Origin of the sequence: Staphylococcus caledonicus (genome assembly GCF_016238465.1) — a bacterium.
GTDB classification, from domain to species: Bacteria; Bacillota; Bacilli; order Staphylococcales; family Staphylococcaceae; genus Staphylococcus; species Staphylococcus caledonicus.
This window is the reverse complement of sequence record NZ_JABTXV010000001.1, coordinates 1,124,591-1,141,870: the sequence shown is the minus strand read 5'-3', so window position 1 is coordinate 1,141,870 and position 17,280 is coordinate 1,124,591. Positions and strand designations below refer to the sequence as shown.

Here is a 17,280-nt window from a genome sequence, read left to right as displayed (position 1 = left end):
ATGTTTGATGAGATTTTGGTTAATATATTAAGTTATTACTCCTTCGTGTTTAGGTATTGGTAATCAGTACCCGGCTCAAGACCGTTATCTTAAGTAGAGATATTTAGCTATTCGCTAAATAACTAGGGTGGTACCACGACGAACTCGTCCCTGTTTAGGGGGCGGGTTTTTTTATTTTCAACGATAATAGAATTTAAATTGGAGGATTATATTATGAGTCAAATTAATGTTCAATTTCCAGATGGTAATTCGAAAGCGTTTGATAAAGGGACTACAACAGAAGATATTGCACAATCAATCAGTCCTGGTCTAAGAAAAAAAGCAGTAGCAGGTAAATTTAATGGGCAAATGGTCGATTTAACAAGACCTTTAGAGGAAGATGGCTCAATTGAAATCATTACACCTGGCAGTGATGAAGCGTTAGAAGTATTACGTCATTCAACTGCTCACTTAATGGCTCAAGCTTTAAAACGTTTATATGGCGATGTGAAGTTTGGTGTAGGTCCTGTCATTGAGGGCGGCTTCTATTATGACTTTGATATGGATGAAAAAGTTTCTTCTGATGATTTTGAAAAAATTGAAAAAACAATGAAACAAATTGTGGATGAAAATCACAAAATTGAACGTAAAGTTGTTGCAAGAGAAGAAGCTAAATTATTATTTAAAGATGACCCATATAAATTAGAATTAATTGAAGCAATTCCTGAAGAAGAAAGCGTGACATTGTATTCTCAAGGTGAGTTTACTGATTTATGTCGTGGTGTACACGTTCCTTCAACATCTAAAATTAAAGAATTTAAATTATTATCAACTGCTGGTGCATATTGGCGTGGCGATAGCAATAATAAAATGTTGCAACGTATTTATGGTACTGCATTCTTCGATAAAAAAGATTTAAAAGCACATTTACAAATGTTAGAAGAACGTCGTGAACGTGACCATCGTCGAATTGGTAAAGATTTAGAATTATTCACTAATAGTCAACTTGTGGGAGCTGGCTTACCATTATGGTTACCAAACGGTGCTACTATCCGTCGTGAAATTGAACGTTATATTGTCGATAAAGAAGTGAGTATGGGTTATGACCATGTTTATACTCCAGTATTAGCAAACGTTGATTTGTATAAAACTTCAGGTCACTGGGATCACTATAGAGACGATATGTTCCCAACAATGAAGTTAGACGAAACTGAAGAGATGGTATTGCGCCCTATGAACTGTCCACACCACATGATGGTTTATAATAATAAACCACATTCTTATCGTGAGTTACCAATTCGTATCGCAGAATTAGGTACAATGCATAGATATGAAGCAAGTGGTGCAGTATCAGGATTACAACGTGTAAGAGGTATGACTTTAAATGACTCTCATATCTTTGTAAGACCGGACCAAATTAAAGATGAATTCAAACGTGTTGTTCATATGATTCAAGAAGTTTATGAAGACTTTGGTTTTGAAGAGTATACTTTCAGATTAAGTTATAGAGACCCTGAAGATAAAGAAAAATATATGGATGATGACGAAATGTGGAACAAAGCTGAATCAATGCTTAAAGAAGCTGTCGACGAAATGGGCTTACCATACGTTGAAGCAATTGGTGAAGCGGCATTCTACGGCCCTAAATTAGACGTTCAAGTTAAAACTGCAATGGGTAAAGAAGAAACTCTATCTACTGCACAAATTGACTTCTTATTACCAGAACGTTTTGAATTAACTTATATCGGCAGTGATGGCGAAAACCATCGTCCAGTAGTTATTCACCGTGGTGTTGTTTCTACTATGGAACGTTTCGTAGCGTTCTTAACTGAAGAAACTAAAGGGGCATTCCCAACTTGGTTAGCACCTAAACAAGTTGAAATTATCCCTGTAAATGTTGATTTACATTATGATTATGCTAGAAATCTTCAAGACGAGCTTAAATCTCAAGGCGTACGTGTTGAAATCGATGATCGTAATGAGAAAATGGGTTACAAAATACGTGAAGCTCAAATGCAAAAAATTCCTTATCAACTCGTTGTAGGTGATAAAGAAGTTGAAAATAATGAAGTCAATGTACGTAAATATGGTTCACAAGACCAAGAAACTGTAGAAAAAGATGAATTTATTTGGAATTTAGTAGATGAAATTCGTTTAAAAAAACATAGATAGTCTTGCTAAAAACGATAGCTTAATGTATATTACAAAGTAGTAAAATAAAAATATAAATGAGTTAGAGGTTGCATCTTTAATGATTAACTCTTCGGAAGTTATTGTGGAACATATGTTGAAGAGTGAAAGGTAAAGTTGCCGAAATGAATGATAACCACATGTATCATTTGTTGGGACAGTTATCGAATAGAAACTGTACTGTCACAGTTTGTGATGTGCTACCGATATAGATTAAGCCATGGTTGCATATCTTTCAGGTATGCAGCCATTTTTTATGCTTTGATTTTAATTTTACAACTATGTAAAGTTTAAATATGATAATTCAATTATCATCACAAAACAAATAACCTTTAAGCCTCTACCGAAAGAAAGGGAGCTTCTATGAAACAAGACGGAACTCAAGAAGGCGAGATTAAACGTGGTCTGAAAGATCGCCACATATCTATGATTGCGATGGGAGGATGTATTGGTACCGGACTGTTTATGACATCTGGTGGCGCAATTCATGACGCTGGTGCATTAGGTGCATTATTAGCATATGCAATCATTGGTGCAATGGTCTTTTTCTTAATGACATCATTAGGGGAAATGGCAACGTACTTACCAGTTTCAGGTTCATTTAGTACGTATGCTACTCGATTTGTAGATCCTTCATTAGGATTTGCTTTAGGTTGGAACTACTGGTTTAACTGGGTAATCACAGTAGCTGCCGACGTAACAATAGCAGCACAAGTTATTCAATACTGGACGCCAATGGCTGGTATGCCAGCATGGGCATGGAGCTGTATCTTTTTAGTTATAATTTTCGCATTAAACTCTTTATCAGTTAGAGTATATGGTGAAAGTGAGTATTGGTTCGCCCTAATTAAAGTTGTCACAGTTATCATCTTCATTATTATTGGTTTATTAACTATTTTAGGAATTATGGGTGGCGAATTTGTAGGTTTTGATATCTTTACCCAAGGAGAAGGACCTATTTTAGGCGGTAACTTAGGTGGCAGTTTATTATCAATTTTAGGTGTATTCCTAGTTGCCGGATTCTCTTTCCAAGGTACTGAGCTTATCGGTATCACTGCAGGTGAATCAGAAAATCCTGAACGTGCAGTACCAAAAGCCATTAAACAAGTATTCTGGAGAATATTATTATTCTATATTTTAGCTATCTTTATTATCGGAATGCTTATTCCTTATAATAGTAGCGCCTTAATGGGTGGCGGTGATAGTATTGCAACATCACCATTTACACTCGTATTTAAAAATGCTGGATTAGCTTTTGCAGCTTCATTTATGAATGCGGTTATCTTAACTTCAGTATTATCTGCCGGAAACTCTGGTATGTATGCATCAACACGTATGTTATATTCAATGAGTAAAGATAAATTAGCTTTTCCTTCATTTGGTAAAACAAATAAATACGGTGTACCTTATCTATCACTTATAGCTACTGGCGTAATAGTAGTCATCATTTTCTTAGTACAAAAATTAAGTGGCGATGCCTATGAATATATTGTAGCAGCAAGTGGTATGACTGGATTTATTGCATGGGTTGGTATTGCGGTAAGTCATTTTAGATTTAGAAGAGCATTTGAAAGACAACATCATAATAAAAAAGAATTAAAATACAAAGCAAAATGGTTCCCATTCGGTCCTATCTTTGCAGGACTTCTTTGTGTAATAGTAATTCTTGGTCAAGACGTAGACTTCATTAAAACAGGGGACTTTGACTTAAATAGATTTATTATTACTTACATGGGTATTCCAGTATTTTTAGTGTTCTTTATCTATCATAAACTAAGATATAAAACTAAAATGATTCCACTTGACGAAGTAGATTTACGACAAGATATTTCAATGGATGAAGTTAAACATCACTAATTAAAAAATAATTGTTGACTTATATATTAATTGTTGATATGATTAATGACGTTGAATACGAAACGAACCAAGTAGAAACACCCGTTTCTCACCTGTAGCGACGCATTAAGCAGTTGGCAGGTTAATCATGTCACACATTATTGTGTATGAGAAGAGAGCGGGCATTCTATGCCCGCTCTTTTTGCTTGGGAAAATTTCGTAAAATTTTGGGAGGTGTCAACCATAGCAAAAGATCAAACGCAAGTTAACGAAAAGATTCGCGCTAAAGAATTACGTTTAATTGGCCAAAATGGTGACCAAATCGGTGTTAAATCAAAACGAGAAGCTTTAGAAATGGCTGAACGTGTAGAATTAGACTTAGTAGTAGTCGCACCAAACGCAAAACCACCTGTTGCAAGAATTATGGATTATGGTAAATACAAATTCGAACAACAGAAAAAAGAAAAAGAAATGAAGAAGAAACAAAAAGTTATCAATGTTAAAGAAATACGTCTAAGCCCAACTATCGAGGAACATGATTTCCAAACTAAGTTGAAAAATGGCCGTAAATTCTTAGATAAAGGCGATAAATGTAAAGTTTCAATTCGTTTCAGAGGTCGTGCGATTACACATAAAGAAATTGGTCAACGTGTCTTAGAAAAATTTGCTGAAGAATGTAAAGATATTGCCACTGTTGAACAGAAACCTAAAATGGAAGGGCGACAAATGTTTATCATGTTATCGCCTATAAACGAAAAATAACTCATAATTAGTAGGAGGAAATGAATCATGCCAAAAATGAAAACTCACCGTGGAGCAGCTAAACGTGTTAAAAGAACTGGTTCAGGTCAATTAAAACGTTCAAGAGCTTTCACATCTCACTTATTCGCAAACAAAAATACTAAACAAAAACGTAAATTACGTAAAGCTAAATTAGTATCTAAAAGCGATATGAAACGCGTAAAACAATTATTAGCTTACAAAAAATAATTGAACAATCTAAAATGGACAATCATTAACTGATATATCTAAGGAGGAATTTAATATGCCACGAGTTAAAGGTGGAACAGTAACAAGAGCACGTCGTAAAAAAACGATTAAATTAGCTAAAGGTTACTTCGGTGCTAAACACACATTATATAAAGTAGCAAAACAACAAGTAATGAAATCAGGTCAATACGCTTTCCGTGACCGTCGTCAACGTAAACGTGACTTCCGTAAATTATGGATTACACGTATCAATGCGGCTGCTCGTAAACACGACATCAGCTATTCAAGATTAATGAACGGCTTGAAAAAAGCTGACATTAACATTAACCGTAAAATGTTATCTGAAGTAGCTATTTCAGACGATAAAGCATTTGCTGAATTAGTTTCAAAAGCTAAAGACGCTTTAAAATAAGTTCAATATATTAAAGGCTAAGACATTGCTATAAACATTGTCTTAGCCTTTATTTTAGAATAAAGGGCTTATCAACGTACATTCGCTTTTAATTGTAGTTCAATACATTTGTCTGATAAAATACATAAGAAGAATATTTTCAATAAGGAGTTTAATATGTCCAAATATGATGAACAAATTATAGTAGTACCAAGAAACGTACTATTTGAAGATGAAGTAAATGCCTTCAATGGTTTCTTACCTAAAAATGACGCCCAAGGGGAAGCAGTTTTTAAAACATTTTCTGAATATGAAGTTAAGCGTCGTGGTGATATGGAGGAAGACGATTCATTTAAACAACTTATTTCATATTGCTTATTAGAGAATGAAAAAGGCGAACTCCTTGTCTACAAACGTTTAACAGGTGGTGGCGAGTCTCGCTTACATGGCCAATCTTCTATTGGTGTAGGTGGTCATATGAACGATGTAGTGGGCGCTAGCTCGATTAATGAAATATTACGTGTAAATGCTCAACGCGAACTTGAAGAAGAAGTAGGTTTATCAGAGGCTGATTCGCAAAATATGAATTATATCGGCTTTATCAATGATGATACAAACGAAGTGGGAAAAGTACACATCGGCGTTGTATTTAAAGTTAAAGTTAACTCTAACGATATCGAAGTCCGTGAAACAGATACGCTTAAAATTCAATGGCTTGAGCAAGAGCAAATTGATAACTATGATGATTTTGAAACATGGAGTGCGTTAATTTTAAAAGAGTTATAAAAAGGGGGTATAAAGATGTCAGATATCATCCCTTTTCCAAAACTTCAACAGAAATTATATAACGATATCATTGAAGTAGATCATAAACAAGATTACGACCAATTGTATCAATTATTCGAAGACTATGAATCACAATTTGAGCTTGATGATAAACTATCGTTGATTAAATGTGAAATGTTATATCATCAAGGTTATTACTTAGAATTAAGAGAAGAAACTATTATTCTTTTGAAAAAAGGTCTTCAATATTATGATGAATTGATGTTGTATTATGTTAAATCATTAAATGGTTTAGGACAATATTATGAAGCAGTTGAAGTTATTGACCAAATCATTGAAGAAGTTAAAAGTCATAAAACCCGCATGGAACTATTTCCGATTAAAGCTTATGCGCAATCACAATTAAATGAAGATAAACACATAACGAGTCAGCAATTAGCAAAGTTTGATACTTTAAACACGAATGAGCAAATTAGATTAATAATGAAACTAATTGATAATGGACATTATGAATTTAAAGAAACTGTGGCATTTTTATTAACTCGTGATGTGAAAGCTAACAATTTAAAAAGCCTTATGCTAGAATTCTTACGCTTTGCTGAGTATAGTGATTCAGTTACCATTGAGAAGTACGGATACACGATTACAGTCATTCCCAATCAACTGAAAGGTATTGAGCATACTGAGTTAAAGGTGGAAGTTATACCAAAAGTATTAGATAAGCTTAGTGATGGTGCACTTCATATTTCAGAAGAAGCTACACACGTAATGAATAATCATTCGATACTATTATATCCATTAAAGATATTTGAAATATATAACCCAAATGAGTGGATATCTACGTACGATGTTTATTTTAAATCAATGATTGGTATACAGACTAGTGAGGTCAATGAAGATATATTAAATCTTATTTATATGTTAGATGGTCAAATTTGAGCAAATCATTTTCCATTACACTTAAAATTCGTTAAAGTTAGAGTATTGATTTTCAAAAAATATGAGTATAAAAGCCCTGTTAAAGACTGTTTGTGTCCATATAGGACGTGTGCTATAATAGGGAAGTTGAAAAATTAAAAATGTAATCATGGAGGTATTATACATGACAGCAACTTGGGAAAAAAAGGAAGGTAACGAAGGATTATTAAAAGTTACAGTTCCAGCAGAAAAAGTAGATAAAGCATTAGATCAAGCATTTAAAAAAGTAGTTAAACAAATTAATGTGCCTGGTTTCCGTAAAGGTAAAGTGCCTCGCCCAATCTTTGAACAACGCTTTGGCGTTGAAGCTTTATATCAAGATGCAGTAGATATTCTTTTACCTGAAGCTTATGGTGAAGCAATTGAAGAAGCTGGTATTAACCCAGTGGCTCAACCAGAAATTAATGTTACACAAATTGAAAAAGGTAAAGACTTCGAATTTGAAGCTACTGTTACAGTTGAACCTGAAGTTCAATTAGGTGATTACAAAGGTTTAGAAATTGAAAAACAAAATTCTGAACTAACTGAAGAAGATTTACAAGAAGCAATTGACCATAGCCTAGGTCATTTAGCTGACATGGTAGTTAAAGAAGACGGTGCTGTTGAAGAAAACGACACAGTAAACATCGACTTTAACGGCTATGTAGATGGTGAACAATTTGAAGGTGGACAAGCTGAAGGTTACGACTTAGAAGTTGGCTCAGGTTCATTCATTCCAGGATTTGAAGATCAATTAGTAGGAATGAAAACTGGCGAAGAAAAAGACGTTGTCGTAACATTCCCAGAAGAATACCATGCTGAAGAATTAGCTGGTAAAGAAGCTACATTCAAAACTAAAGTAAATGAAATTAAATATAAAGAAGTTCCAGAATTAGATGATGAAATTGCTAATGAATTAGATTCAGACGCTAACTCAGTTGATGAATATAAAGAGAACTTACGTAAACGTTTATCTGAACAAAAAGCTGAAGAAGCTGAAAACGTTGAAAAAGAAGAAGCAATTAATAAAGCTACTGAAAACGTAACTATCGATATTCCTCAAGCAATGATTGATACTGAATTAGATCGTATGGTTCAAGAGTTTGGTCAAAGAATCCAACAACAAGGATTAGACTTACAAACTTATTTCCAAATTTCTGGTCAAGATGAATCTCAATTAAGAAAACAAATGAAAGATGATGCAGAACAACGCATCAAAACTAACTTAACTTTATCTGCAATTGCTGATAAAGAAAATATCGAAGCTACAGACGAAGATATCGATAAAGAGTTAGAAAAAATGAGTAAACAATTCAACATTTCAGTTGAAGATATCAAACAAACTTTAGGTAACACTGATATCATTAAAAATGATGTACGTATCCAAAAAGTTATTGACTTAATTAGAGATAATGCTAAATACGTTGAATCAACTAAAGAAGAAAAATAATTAATATTAAACTAATAAATTAAAATATGAAGTAGCAGGTGCATCACTATATGTATCCTGCTACTATATATTTTAAGCATTATAGTTGTTAACTATTAAGTTACGATGTAGAATGCTATCTAGTAGAGTCGTTTAAGAATAGAGGTGTAAATGAATGTTTAAATTCAATGAAGACGAAGAAAATTTAAAATGTTCTTTCTGCGGTAAGGATCAAGATCAAGTTAAAAAATTAGTCGCAGGAAGCGGCGTATATATTTGTAATGAGTGTATTGAATTATGTTCAGAAATCGTAGAAGAAGAGTTAGCTCAAACTACTTCTGAAGAATTCACTGAACTACCTACACCTAAAGAGATTATGGACCATTTAAATGAGTATGTAATTGGACAAGAAAAAGCTAAAAAATCTTTAGCAGTTGCAGTTTATAATCATTATAAACGTATTCAACAATTAGGACCTAATGAAGACGAAGTTGAACTTCAAAAAAGTAACATCGCGTTAATTGGACCTACAGGTAGTGGTAAAACATTGCTTGCTCAGACGCTAGCTAAAACACTTAACGTTCCATTTGCAATCGCGGATGCTACTAGCTTAACTGAAGCTGGTTACGTGGGTGACGACGTAGAAAATATCTTATTAAGATTGATTCAAGCAGCTGATTTCGATATTGATAAAGCTGAAAAAGGTATTATCTATGTAGACGAAATTGATAAAATTGCTAGAAAATCTGAAAATACTTCAATTACACGTGATGTGTCTGGTGAAGGTGTTCAACAAGCCTTGCTTAAAATTTTAGAAGGAACAACAGCAAGTGTTCCTCCACAAGGTGGACGTAAACATCCTAACCAAGAACTTATCCAAATCGATACAACAAATATCCTATTTATATTAGGTGGGGCATTTGATGGAATAGATGAAGTAATTAAACGTCGTTTAGGCGAAAAAGTGATTGGCTTTGCTAGTAATGAAGCTGATAAATACGATGAAGAAGCTCTACTTGAACAAATCCGTCCTGAAGATTTACAATCTTACGGATTAATTCCTGAGTTTATCGGTCGTGTGCCAATTGTAGCTAATTTAGAAACATTAGATGTTGATGCATTGAAAAATATCTTAACTCAACCTAAAAATGCGTTAGTTAAACAATATACTAAAATGCTTGAACTAGATAATGTAGAATTAGAATTCACTGAAGAAGCATTAGCATCTGTAAGTGAAAAAGCAATTGAACGTAAAACAGGTGCTCGTGGTTTAAGATCAATTATTGAAGAAGCATTAATTGATATCATGTATGATGTACCTTCATCTGACAATGTATCTAAAGTTGTAATTACTGCTAAAACAATTCAAGATGAAGTAGAACCAGAACTATATGATTCTGAAGGTAATCTATTAAATGATAGTAAAACTTCAGCTTAATAATGAAATTTTTTAGTAAAAACAATATTAAGTAAACAAAGGCAATCTCTATCGCATTTGGTAGAAATTGCCTTTTTTATATATGGAGTTAAGAATAGTTTTAGAAAAGAGAGAAAATATATTATAATTAAACAGTTAACATAAATTAAAAGAGAGAGGATAAATTATGAATATTAATCCTAATAATATTGATCTTATCATCAGCGCAGTACAAGAAGCTCAATATCCAGAAACAGGACTGTCTGAAGTAGCGTTAAGTGGACGTTCTAACGTTGGTAAATCATCATTTATCAATAGTATGATTGGTAGAAAAAATATGGCGCGTACATCTCAACAACCAGGTAAAACACAAACTTTAAACTTTTTTAATATTGATGAACAACTAGTGTTCGTCGATGTGCCTGGGTACGGTTATGCTAAAGTAAGTAAATCTCAACGTGAAAAATTCGGTAAAATGATAGAAGAATATTTAACGAAGAGAGAAAATTTAAAACTTGTGATTCAGTTAGTCGATTTACGTCATAATCCAACAGAAGACGATGTTTTAATGTATGACTATCTAAAACATTTTGACATACCAACACTAGTTATTTGTACCAAAGAAGATAAAATTGCTAAAGGTAAAGTACAAAAACATTTAAAAAATATTAAAGAAAAGTTAGATTTAGATCCAGACGATGAAATTGTAAGTTATTCATCGATTCAAAATACGAAACAACAACAGATTTGGGATTTAATTGCTTCTTATTTATAATCATTATAAATTTTGCAATTAAAATTATCTCTAAATATAAAAACTGATGCATAAATGTCAAAATTATGACTCTAAATTAGAATCCTTCTAATTTATTTGAGCAAGTGACTTAAATTCAGTATAGAATGTGTTATACTAATGTTATTGTTAGTATATGGAGGGCGTTATAAATGCATTTTATTGCTTTAAGTATAAATCATCGTACAGCCGATGTAGCACTTAGAGAGCAAGTTACTTTTAGAAATGATGCCTTACGATTAGCCCATGAAGATTTATTTGAAACTAAATCTATTCTAGAGAATGTTATATTATCTACATGTAATCGTACAGAAGTATATGCTGTTGTAGACCAAATTCATACAGGTCGCTATTATATTCAAAGATTTTTAGCGCGTTCATTTGGTTTTGAAGTAGATGATATTAAATCAATGTCAGAAGTTAAAGTGGGGGACGAAGCAGTAGAACACTTATTGCGCGTCACTTCTGGACTAGATTCAATTGTATTAGGCGAAACACAAATTCTTGGCCAAATGAGAGATGCCTTTTTCTTAGCTCAAGAAACTAATACAACGGGAACTATATTTAATCATCTATTTAAACAAGCTATTACTTTCGCTAAAAAAGCGCATAACGAAACAGATATAGCAGATAATGCGGTCAGTGTGTCTTATGCAGCAGTTGAATTAGCGAAAAAGGTATTCGGTAAACTAAAAAGTAAACATGCTGTTATTATTGGTGCAGGGGAAATGAGTGAGTTATCACTTTTAAATTTATTAGGTTCAGGCATAACACATATTACAGTGGTTAATAGAACTGAAATAAATGCAAAAGAATTAGCTACAAAACATAACGTAGAATATGGTACTCTAGAATCATTACCTAATCTATTAGCTGATGCTGATATTGTGATTAGTTCAACAAGTTCACCAGATTTTATTATTACTAAATCTATGATTGATAATGTTTTAAATTATAGAAAATCTAAATCTTTATTATTAATTGATATTGCGGTTCCACGTGATATAGAACCTGGTATTGATGTTAATGAAGACGTGTTTAGTTATGACGTAGACGACCTTAATGGTTTAGTTGATGCGAATTTACGTGAACGTCAAATGGCAGCTGATTTAATAGCACAACAAATCCCTGATGAAATTCAAAATCATAATGATTGGGTGAATATGTTAGGTGTTGTGCCTGTTATTAGAGCACTTCGTGAAAAAGCGATGACGATTCAATCTGAAACTATGGAAAGTATTGATAGAAAACTTCCTAATTTATCAGAAAGAGAACGTACGGTTATTTCGAAACACACTAAAAGTATTATCAATCAAATGTTGAAAGATCCAATTAAACAGGCTAAAGAATTGAGTAATGATAAACGTAGTAATGAAAAATTAGAGCTATTTCAAAACATATTTGATATCGAAGCTGAAGATCCTTATGAAGATGTTAAAGCACGTAAAGCACAAAAAGAAAAGGAGATTTCTGTTCGACATATCTTTAGTTTTGAATAAGCATATTAATATGGTGATAATATGCAAGAAACCCTGTTTATAAGATTTCATGAAATTGTATTAATTATATATTTAATCAGTATTCTCTGTTATTTTATTGATTTCGTTAAAAAAAGTCATAAAATTAGAGAATTAGGAATTTACACACTAGGGATTGTTTGGATATTACAAACAATCTCTTTGTCTATTTATATAACCTCTCACAATCAAATACCATTGAATTCATTATTTGATGTGTTTTTCTTTTTAGCATGGATTATTATATCAATATCCTTGATTTTGAATGTTATAAAAGTTTTAAGTTTCTCAGTCTTTTTTCTAAATGTAGTAGGATTTATTTTATTAATGATGAATACGTTTCAGCCTAATCATTATGCGACTAACATGCAGCAAGTAGCGATTATTAATGAATTACTACTCGTACATATTGGGTTGGCCGTGTTAAGTTATGCATTTTTTGCATTAGCATTTGTGAATTCTTTACTATATATCATTCAATATCGTAATTTGAGAGAAAAGAATTTTGATCAGAAATACTTTAGAATAGGAAGCGTTGCGACATTAGAAGCAATCATATTCTATTCTTCGTTAGCTGGTTTCATTATTCTTATGTTAAGTGTCATACTAGGAGCACAATGGGGCGTCTATACGATAGGTCATCGTATTTTTGCTGACTCAAAAGTTATTTTATCGACGATTATTACAATACTTTACGCAATATTCTTGCTATGTCGTGTGAATAAGTGGCTTAAATCAATTCATTTAATTTACTTTAACATTGTGTTATTTTGCTTATGTATGGTTAACTTATTTTTTACTACGCACTTTACTTAATTTTCAAAAGGGCAATAGGAGGCCACAAGTATGCGCAAATTAGTTGTAGGTTCGAGAAGAAGCAAGCTTGCTTTGACGCAAAGCCAACAATTTATAAATAAACTAAAAGAAGTAGACCCTACTTTAGAAATTGAAATAAAGGAAATTGTCACTAAAGGTGATCAAATTGTCGATAAACAATTATCTAAAGTTGGTGGGAAAGGGTTATTCGTTAAAGAAATTCAAAATGAGTTATTTAATAAAGACATCGATATGGCGATACACTCTCTAAAAGATGTGCCTAGTATTATCCCTAAAGGTTTAACATTAGGATGTATACCTGATAGAGAAATACCATTTGATGCATATATCTCAAAAAATCATACGCCATTGGAAGAATTGCCAGCTGGTAGTATTGTAGGCACGAGTTCATTAAGACGTGGCGCTCAAATATTAGCCAAATATCCTGAGCTTGAAATTAAATGGATTCGCGGCAATATAGATACACGATTAAAAAAACTAGAGACTGAAAACTACGATGCCATCATATTAGCTGCTGCAGGTCTAAAACGTATGGGTTGGTCAGATGATATAGTGACCACTTACCTTGATAAGGATGTTTTATTACCAGCTATTGGTCAAGGCGCACTTGGGATTGAGTGTCGAAGTGACGACACAGAACTTCTTGAATTATTAGCAAAAGTTCATAATAAAGAAGTAGCCGAATGTGTCACAGCTGAAAGAACATTCCTTGCAGCGATGGATGGAAGTTGCCAAGTACCTATCGGCGGTTATGCTACAAATCAACCGGGTGGAGAAATTGAATTCACCGGTTTAATTATGACGCCTGATGGTACTGAAAGATATGAACATACTGAAATTGGAAAAGACCCTGTAGAATTAGGGCGAAAAGTAAGTAATGTTTTGAAAGAACAAGGTGCATATGAAATAATAAGAAAGCTTAATGAAGAACAACCACATTAATATTTTAATTATAGAGGTGTAATGGTTAATGAAGCCAGTTGTAGTAATGACGCAAACGAGTAACATACAAAGTGATTTAGTTGAAATAGTGCATAAGCCATTTATTCAAATCCAGTCACTTGAATTTGATACTCAGCTTTTGCATTATAACTATGACTGGCTTATTTTTTCTTCTAAAAATGCAGTCCGGTTATTTTATCAATATTTAGATCATATAAATGTTAAATCTATTGCTGCAATAGGAAGTAAAACTGCTCGTTTATGTGAAGAGTTAGGAATCAACGTAGATTTTATACCTTCAGACTATTCTCAAGAAGGACTTTTAAAAGAATTAAAAGTGAATCAACAAACTATATTGATACCGAGTAGTGCAAAAGCTCGACCAAAACTGCAACAAGAGCTAGCCAAAAATAATGATGTTACCAAAATTGATTTATATCGGCCTATTGCACATCATGAGAATATACAAGATGTCATTCAATTGATTAAAACTAACCAGGTTGATGCACTTACATTTTCAAGTTCATCTGCTGTGCGTTATTATTTTAATGAGAATATTCCGCCCAATTTCAATGATTATTATGCAATTGGAGCCCAAACAGCTCATACAATAAAACAATATGGATATTCACCTAAGATAGCAAAACAACAAACATTAGAAGCACTTATAAACAAAATTGTAGAAAGTAGGAATTTATAATGAAATTTGATAGACATAGAAGATTACGTTCTTCAAAATCAATGCGTGACATGGTAAGAGAAAATCATGTAAGAAAAGAGGATTTAATCTATCCAATCTTCGTAGTTGAAAAAGATGATGTTAAAAGTGAAATTAAATCTTTACCAGGCGTATATCAAATTAGTTTAAACTTACTAGATGAAGAAATTAATGAAGCATACGAACTAGGTATTAGAGCAATCATGTTTTTCGGAGTACCAAATGAAAAAGATAGCGTAGGCTCTGGCGCATATGACCATAACGGCATTATTCAAGAAGCTACACGTAAGGCTAAAGCTTTACACGATGATTTATTAATTGTCGCAGATACTTGCTTATGTGAATACACAGACCATGGCCATTGTGGTGTGATTGATCACCGTACTAAAGACGTAGATAATGATAAATCCTTACCATTATTAGTTAAAACAGCGATTTCTCAAGTAGAAGCGGGTGCTGATATTATTGCACCAAGTAATATGATGGATGGCTTTGTTACTGAAATCCGTCAAGGTTTAGATGAAGCAGGTTATTATAATGTTCCTATCATGAGCTATGGTATTAAATATGCCTCAAGTTTCTTTGGACCATTTAGAGATGCAGCTGATTCAGCGCCATCATTTGGTGACAGAAAAACATATCAAATGGATCCAGCTAATCGCTTAGAAGCATTAAGAGAATTGGAAAGTGACTTAAACGAGGGTGCAGATATGATGATTGTAAAACCTGCATTGAGTTACTTAGATATTGTACGTGATGTTAAAAATAATACCAACATTCCAGTAATTGCTTACAATGTAAGTGGGGAATACGCAATGACTAAAGCTGCGTCACAAAATGGTTGGATAGATGAAGAACGTGTGGTAATGGAACAAATGGTTTCAATGAAACGTGCAGGTGCAGATATGATTATTACTTATTTTGCTAAAGATATTTGTCGTTATTTAGATAAATAAACATTCAATATATAGGAGGACGTTAACATGAGTTATAAGAAATCACAAGAAGCAATGGATATTGCCGAAAACCTTATGCCTGGCGGAGTGAATAGTCCAGTTAGAGCATTTAAATCGGTAGATACACCTGCGATTTTTATGGACCATGCAGAAGGTTCAAGAATTTATGATATCGATGGTAATGAATATATTGACTATGTATTAAGTTGGGGGCCTTTAATTTTAGGTCACAAAAATAAACAAGTAATAGACAAATTACATGAAGCGGTTGATAAAGGTACAAGTTTTGGTGCCTCAACACTAGAAGAAAATAAACTAGCTGAATTAGTTATTGAGCGTGTGCCTTCAATAGAGAAAGTACGTATGGTTTCTTCTGGTACTGAAGCTACACTTGCTGCACTTAGATTAGCACGTGGTTATACTGGACGAAATAAAATAGTTAAATTTGAAGGTTGTTATCATGGACACAGTGATTCCTTACTTATTAAAGCAGGATCTGGTGTAGCAACTTTAGGATTACCGGACTCACCTGGAGTGCCTGAAGGTACTGCTAAAAATACAATAACTGTACCATATAATGACTTGGATGCAATCAAACTTGCTTTTGAACATTATGGAGACGACATTGCAGCTATCATAGTTGAACCTGTAGCAGGTAATATGGGCGTTGTTCCGCCTAAAGACAGCTTCTTACAAGGATTACGTGACATTACTTCAGATTACGGTTCTTTACTTATCTTTGATGAGGTTATGACAGGTTTCCGTGTAGGATATAATTGTGCTCAAGGTTATTTTGGTGTAACACCTGATATTACTTGTTTAGGAAAAGTTATTGGTGGCGGTTTACCAGTAGGCGCTTTTGGTGGTAAAAAAGAAATCATGGATAAAATAGCACCAGTAGGAAATATTTATCAAGCTGGTACTTTATCAGGCAATCCATTGGCAATGACAAGTGGTTATGAAACATTAAGCCAATTGACACCTGAATCATATGATTACTTCCAAGAATTAGGAGACCTTCTAGAAAAAGGACTTAAAGAAGTGTTTAGTAAACATAATGTACCAATTACAGTAAATAGAGCTGGTTCAATGATTGGATATTTCTTAAATGAAGGTCCAGTAACTAATTTTGATGAAGCTAACAAAAGTGATTTAGAGCTCTTTAGTAATATGTATCGTGAAATGGCTAAAGAAGGCATTTTCTTACCACCATCTCAATTTGAAGGTACTTTCTTGTCTACTGCTCATACTAAAGAAGATATCGAAAAAACAATTCAAGCCTTTGATAATGCGTTAAGTCGCATAGTATAAAATAAGTTAAAAGAGAGTGACGACAGAAATCCAGGGTATAGCGCCAGAGATTTAATGTAATTTCAAAGATTACGTCGTCCCGCTCTGACAAAGTTGACTAGAGATGAAGAAAATGAGACTCGAACGCTTCTTCATCTCAGATTACGATTGCCAAAATTATGAGGTTAAGCTATTTCAATACTAATGGCTTAGCCTCTTTTTATTTATTTTATAGGCAAGGATGATTATAGG

Annotated in this window: 16 protein-coding genes, 1 riboswitch and 2 other annotated features (1 of these 19 running past the window's edge); all 16 genes read left to right on the top strand. The window is 33.2% G+C overall.

Going from position 1 to position 17,280, the window contains the following annotated elements; translation table 11 throughout:
* Positions 1-155 (top strand) — a binding site (T-box leader); it begins 54 nt to the left of the window's first position.
* A gap of 58 nt (positions 156-213) precedes the next feature.
* The 16 genes from thrS (at position 214) to hemL (ending at position 17,049) form a co-directional block, all read left to right on the top strand.
* On the top strand, positions 214-2,151 hold the full coding sequence (gene thrS / locus HS848_RS05725; RefSeq protein WP_198611551.1) for a threonine--tRNA ligase: 1,938 nt from the start codon (positions 214-216) through the stop codon (positions 2,149-2,151).
* 54 nt (positions 2,152-2,205) lie between these two features.
* Positions 2,206-2,380: riboswitch (Lysine riboswitch) on the top strand.
* A 152-nt stretch (positions 2,381-2,532) separates the two neighbouring features.
* The gene (locus tag HS848_RS05720; RefSeq protein WP_198611550.1) at positions 2,533-4,026 is read left to right on the top strand and encodes an amino acid permease; all 1,494 of its coding nucleotides are present in this window, start codon (positions 2,533-2,535) and stop codon (positions 4,024-4,026) included.
* Between the two features lie 63 nt (positions 4,027-4,089).
* Positions 4,090-4,216, top strand: a sequence feature (ribosomal protein L20 leader region).
* Positions 4,217-4,239: 23 nt separating this feature from the next.
* Positions 4,240-4,767 (top strand): translation initiation factor IF-3, encoded by a 528-nt coding sequence (gene infC / locus HS848_RS05715; RefSeq protein ID WP_107508095.1) that lies wholly within the window; start codon positions 4,240-4,242, stop codon positions 4,765-4,767.
* A gap of 27 nt (positions 4,768-4,794) precedes the next feature.
* Positions 4,795-4,995, top strand: a complete 201-nt coding sequence (rpmI, locus tag HS848_RS05710; RefSeq protein WP_002448990.1) for a 50S ribosomal protein L35 — start codon at positions 4,795-4,797, stop codon at positions 4,993-4,995.
* 55 nt (positions 4,996-5,050) lie between these two features.
* Positions 5,051-5,407 carry a 50S ribosomal protein L20 gene (gene rplT, locus HS848_RS05705; RefSeq protein WP_103165997.1) on the top strand — a complete coding sequence of 119 codons (357 nt, stop codon included), beginning with the start codon at positions 5,051-5,053 and terminating at the stop codon, positions 5,405-5,407.
* A gap of 156 nt (positions 5,408-5,563) precedes the next feature.
* Positions 5,564-6,172, top strand: a complete 609-nt coding sequence (locus tag HS848_RS05700; protein ID WP_107508081.1) for an NUDIX domain-containing protein — start codon at positions 5,564-5,566, stop codon at positions 6,170-6,172.
* Positions 6,173-6,187: 15 nt separating this feature from the next.
* Positions 6,188-7,111: a hypothetical protein gene (locus HS848_RS05695; protein WP_198611549.1), complete on the top strand. Its 924-nt coding sequence runs from the start codon at positions 6,188-6,190 to the stop codon at positions 7,109-7,111.
* Between the two features lie 163 nt (positions 7,112-7,274).
* Entirely contained in the window at positions 7,275-8,579 is a 1,305-nt protein-coding gene (gene tig, locus HS848_RS05690) for a trigger factor (protein WP_198611548.1), read from the top strand.
* A gap of 154 nt (positions 8,580-8,733) precedes the next feature.
* On the top strand, positions 8,734-9,996 hold the full coding sequence (gene clpX, locus HS848_RS05685; RefSeq protein ID WP_107508078.1) for an ATP-dependent Clp protease ATP-binding subunit ClpX: 1,263 nt from the start codon (positions 8,734-8,736) through the stop codon (positions 9,994-9,996).
* A 166-nt stretch (positions 9,997-10,162) separates the two neighbouring features.
* The gene (gene yihA, locus HS848_RS05680; protein WP_198611547.1) at positions 10,163-10,750 is read left to right on the top strand and encodes a ribosome biogenesis GTP-binding protein YihA/YsxC; all 588 of its coding nucleotides are present in this window, start codon (positions 10,163-10,165) and stop codon (positions 10,748-10,750) included.
* A 170-nt stretch (positions 10,751-10,920) separates the two neighbouring features.
* On the top strand, positions 10,921-12,267 hold the full coding sequence (gene hemA / locus HS848_RS05675; RefSeq protein ID WP_198611546.1) for a glutamyl-tRNA reductase: 1,347 nt from the start codon (positions 10,921-10,923) through the stop codon (positions 12,265-12,267).
* A 21-nt stretch (positions 12,268-12,288) separates the two neighbouring features.
* Positions 12,289-13,101, top strand: coding sequence for a cytochrome C assembly family protein (locus HS848_RS05670; protein ID WP_198611545.1), 813 nt, complete (start codon positions 12,289-12,291; stop codon positions 13,099-13,101).
* A gap of 30 nt (positions 13,102-13,131) precedes the next feature.
* On the top strand, positions 13,132-14,064 hold the full coding sequence (gene hemC / locus HS848_RS05665; RefSeq protein WP_198611544.1) for a hydroxymethylbilane synthase: 933 nt from the start codon (positions 13,132-13,134) through the stop codon (positions 14,062-14,064).
* A 28-nt stretch (positions 14,065-14,092) separates the two neighbouring features.
* Complete coding sequence (locus HS848_RS05660) at positions 14,093-14,764, top strand: uroporphyrinogen-III synthase (RefSeq protein ID WP_198611543.1); 672 nt, start codon at positions 14,093-14,095, stop codon at positions 14,762-14,764.
* Positions 14,764-15,738 (top strand): porphobilinogen synthase, encoded by a 975-nt coding sequence (gene hemB / locus HS848_RS05655; RefSeq protein ID WP_107508072.1) that lies wholly within the window; start codon positions 14,764-14,766, stop codon positions 15,736-15,738. Before HS848_RS05660 ends, hemB begins: the two co-directional genes overlap by 1 nt.
* Positions 15,739-15,765: 27 nt before the next feature.
* On the top strand, positions 15,766-17,049 hold the full coding sequence (gene hemL / locus HS848_RS05650) for a glutamate-1-semialdehyde 2,1-aminomutase (RefSeq protein WP_198611542.1): 1,284 nt from the start codon (positions 15,766-15,768) through the stop codon (positions 17,047-17,049).
* Positions 17,050-17,280: the final 231 nt, after the last annotated feature.

Bases quoted from the DNA above. Each gene is read 5' to 3' on its own strand.
- thrS (WP_198611551.1), top strand. From the start codon at position 214: ATGAGTCAAATTAATGTTCAATTTCCAGATGGTAATTCGAAAGCGTTT.
- HS848_RS05720 (WP_198611550.1), top strand. From the start codon at position 2,533: ATGAAACAAGACGGAACTCAAGAAGGCGAGATTAAACGTGGTCTGAAA.
- rpmI (WP_002448990.1), top strand. From the start codon at position 4,795: ATGCCAAAAATGAAAACTCACCGTGGAGCAGCTAAACGTGTTAAAAGA.
- rplT (WP_103165997.1), top strand. From the start codon at position 5,051: ATGCCACGAGTTAAAGGTGGAACAGTAACAAGAGCACGTCGTAAAAAA.
- HS848_RS05700 (WP_107508081.1), top strand. From the start codon at position 5,564: ATGTCCAAATATGATGAACAAATTATAGTAGTACCAAGAAACGTACTA.
- HS848_RS05695 (WP_198611549.1), top strand. From the start codon at position 6,188: ATGTCAGATATCATCCCTTTTCCAAAACTTCAACAGAAATTATATAAC.
- tig (WP_198611548.1), top strand. From the start codon at position 7,275: ATGACAGCAACTTGGGAAAAAAAGGAAGGTAACGAAGGATTATTAAAA.
- clpX (WP_107508078.1), top strand. From the start codon at position 8,734: ATGTTTAAATTCAATGAAGACGAAGAAAATTTAAAATGTTCTTTCTGC.
- yihA (WP_198611547.1), top strand. From the start codon at position 10,163: ATGAATATTAATCCTAATAATATTGATCTTATCATCAGCGCAGTACAA.
- hemA (WP_198611546.1), top strand. From the start codon at position 10,921: ATGCATTTTATTGCTTTAAGTATAAATCATCGTACAGCCGATGTAGCA.
- HS848_RS05670 (WP_198611545.1), top strand. From the start codon at position 12,289: ATGCAAGAAACCCTGTTTATAAGATTTCATGAAATTGTATTAATTATA.
- hemC (WP_198611544.1), top strand. From the start codon at position 13,132: ATGCGCAAATTAGTTGTAGGTTCGAGAAGAAGCAAGCTTGCTTTGACG.
- HS848_RS05660 (WP_198611543.1), top strand. From the start codon at position 14,093: ATGAAGCCAGTTGTAGTAATGACGCAAACGAGTAACATACAAAGTGAT.
- hemB (WP_107508072.1), top strand. From the start codon at position 14,764: ATGAAATTTGATAGACATAGAAGATTACGTTCTTCAAAATCAATGCGT.
- hemL (WP_198611542.1), top strand. From the start codon at position 15,766: ATGAGTTATAAGAAATCACAAGAAGCAATGGATATTGCCGAAAACCTT.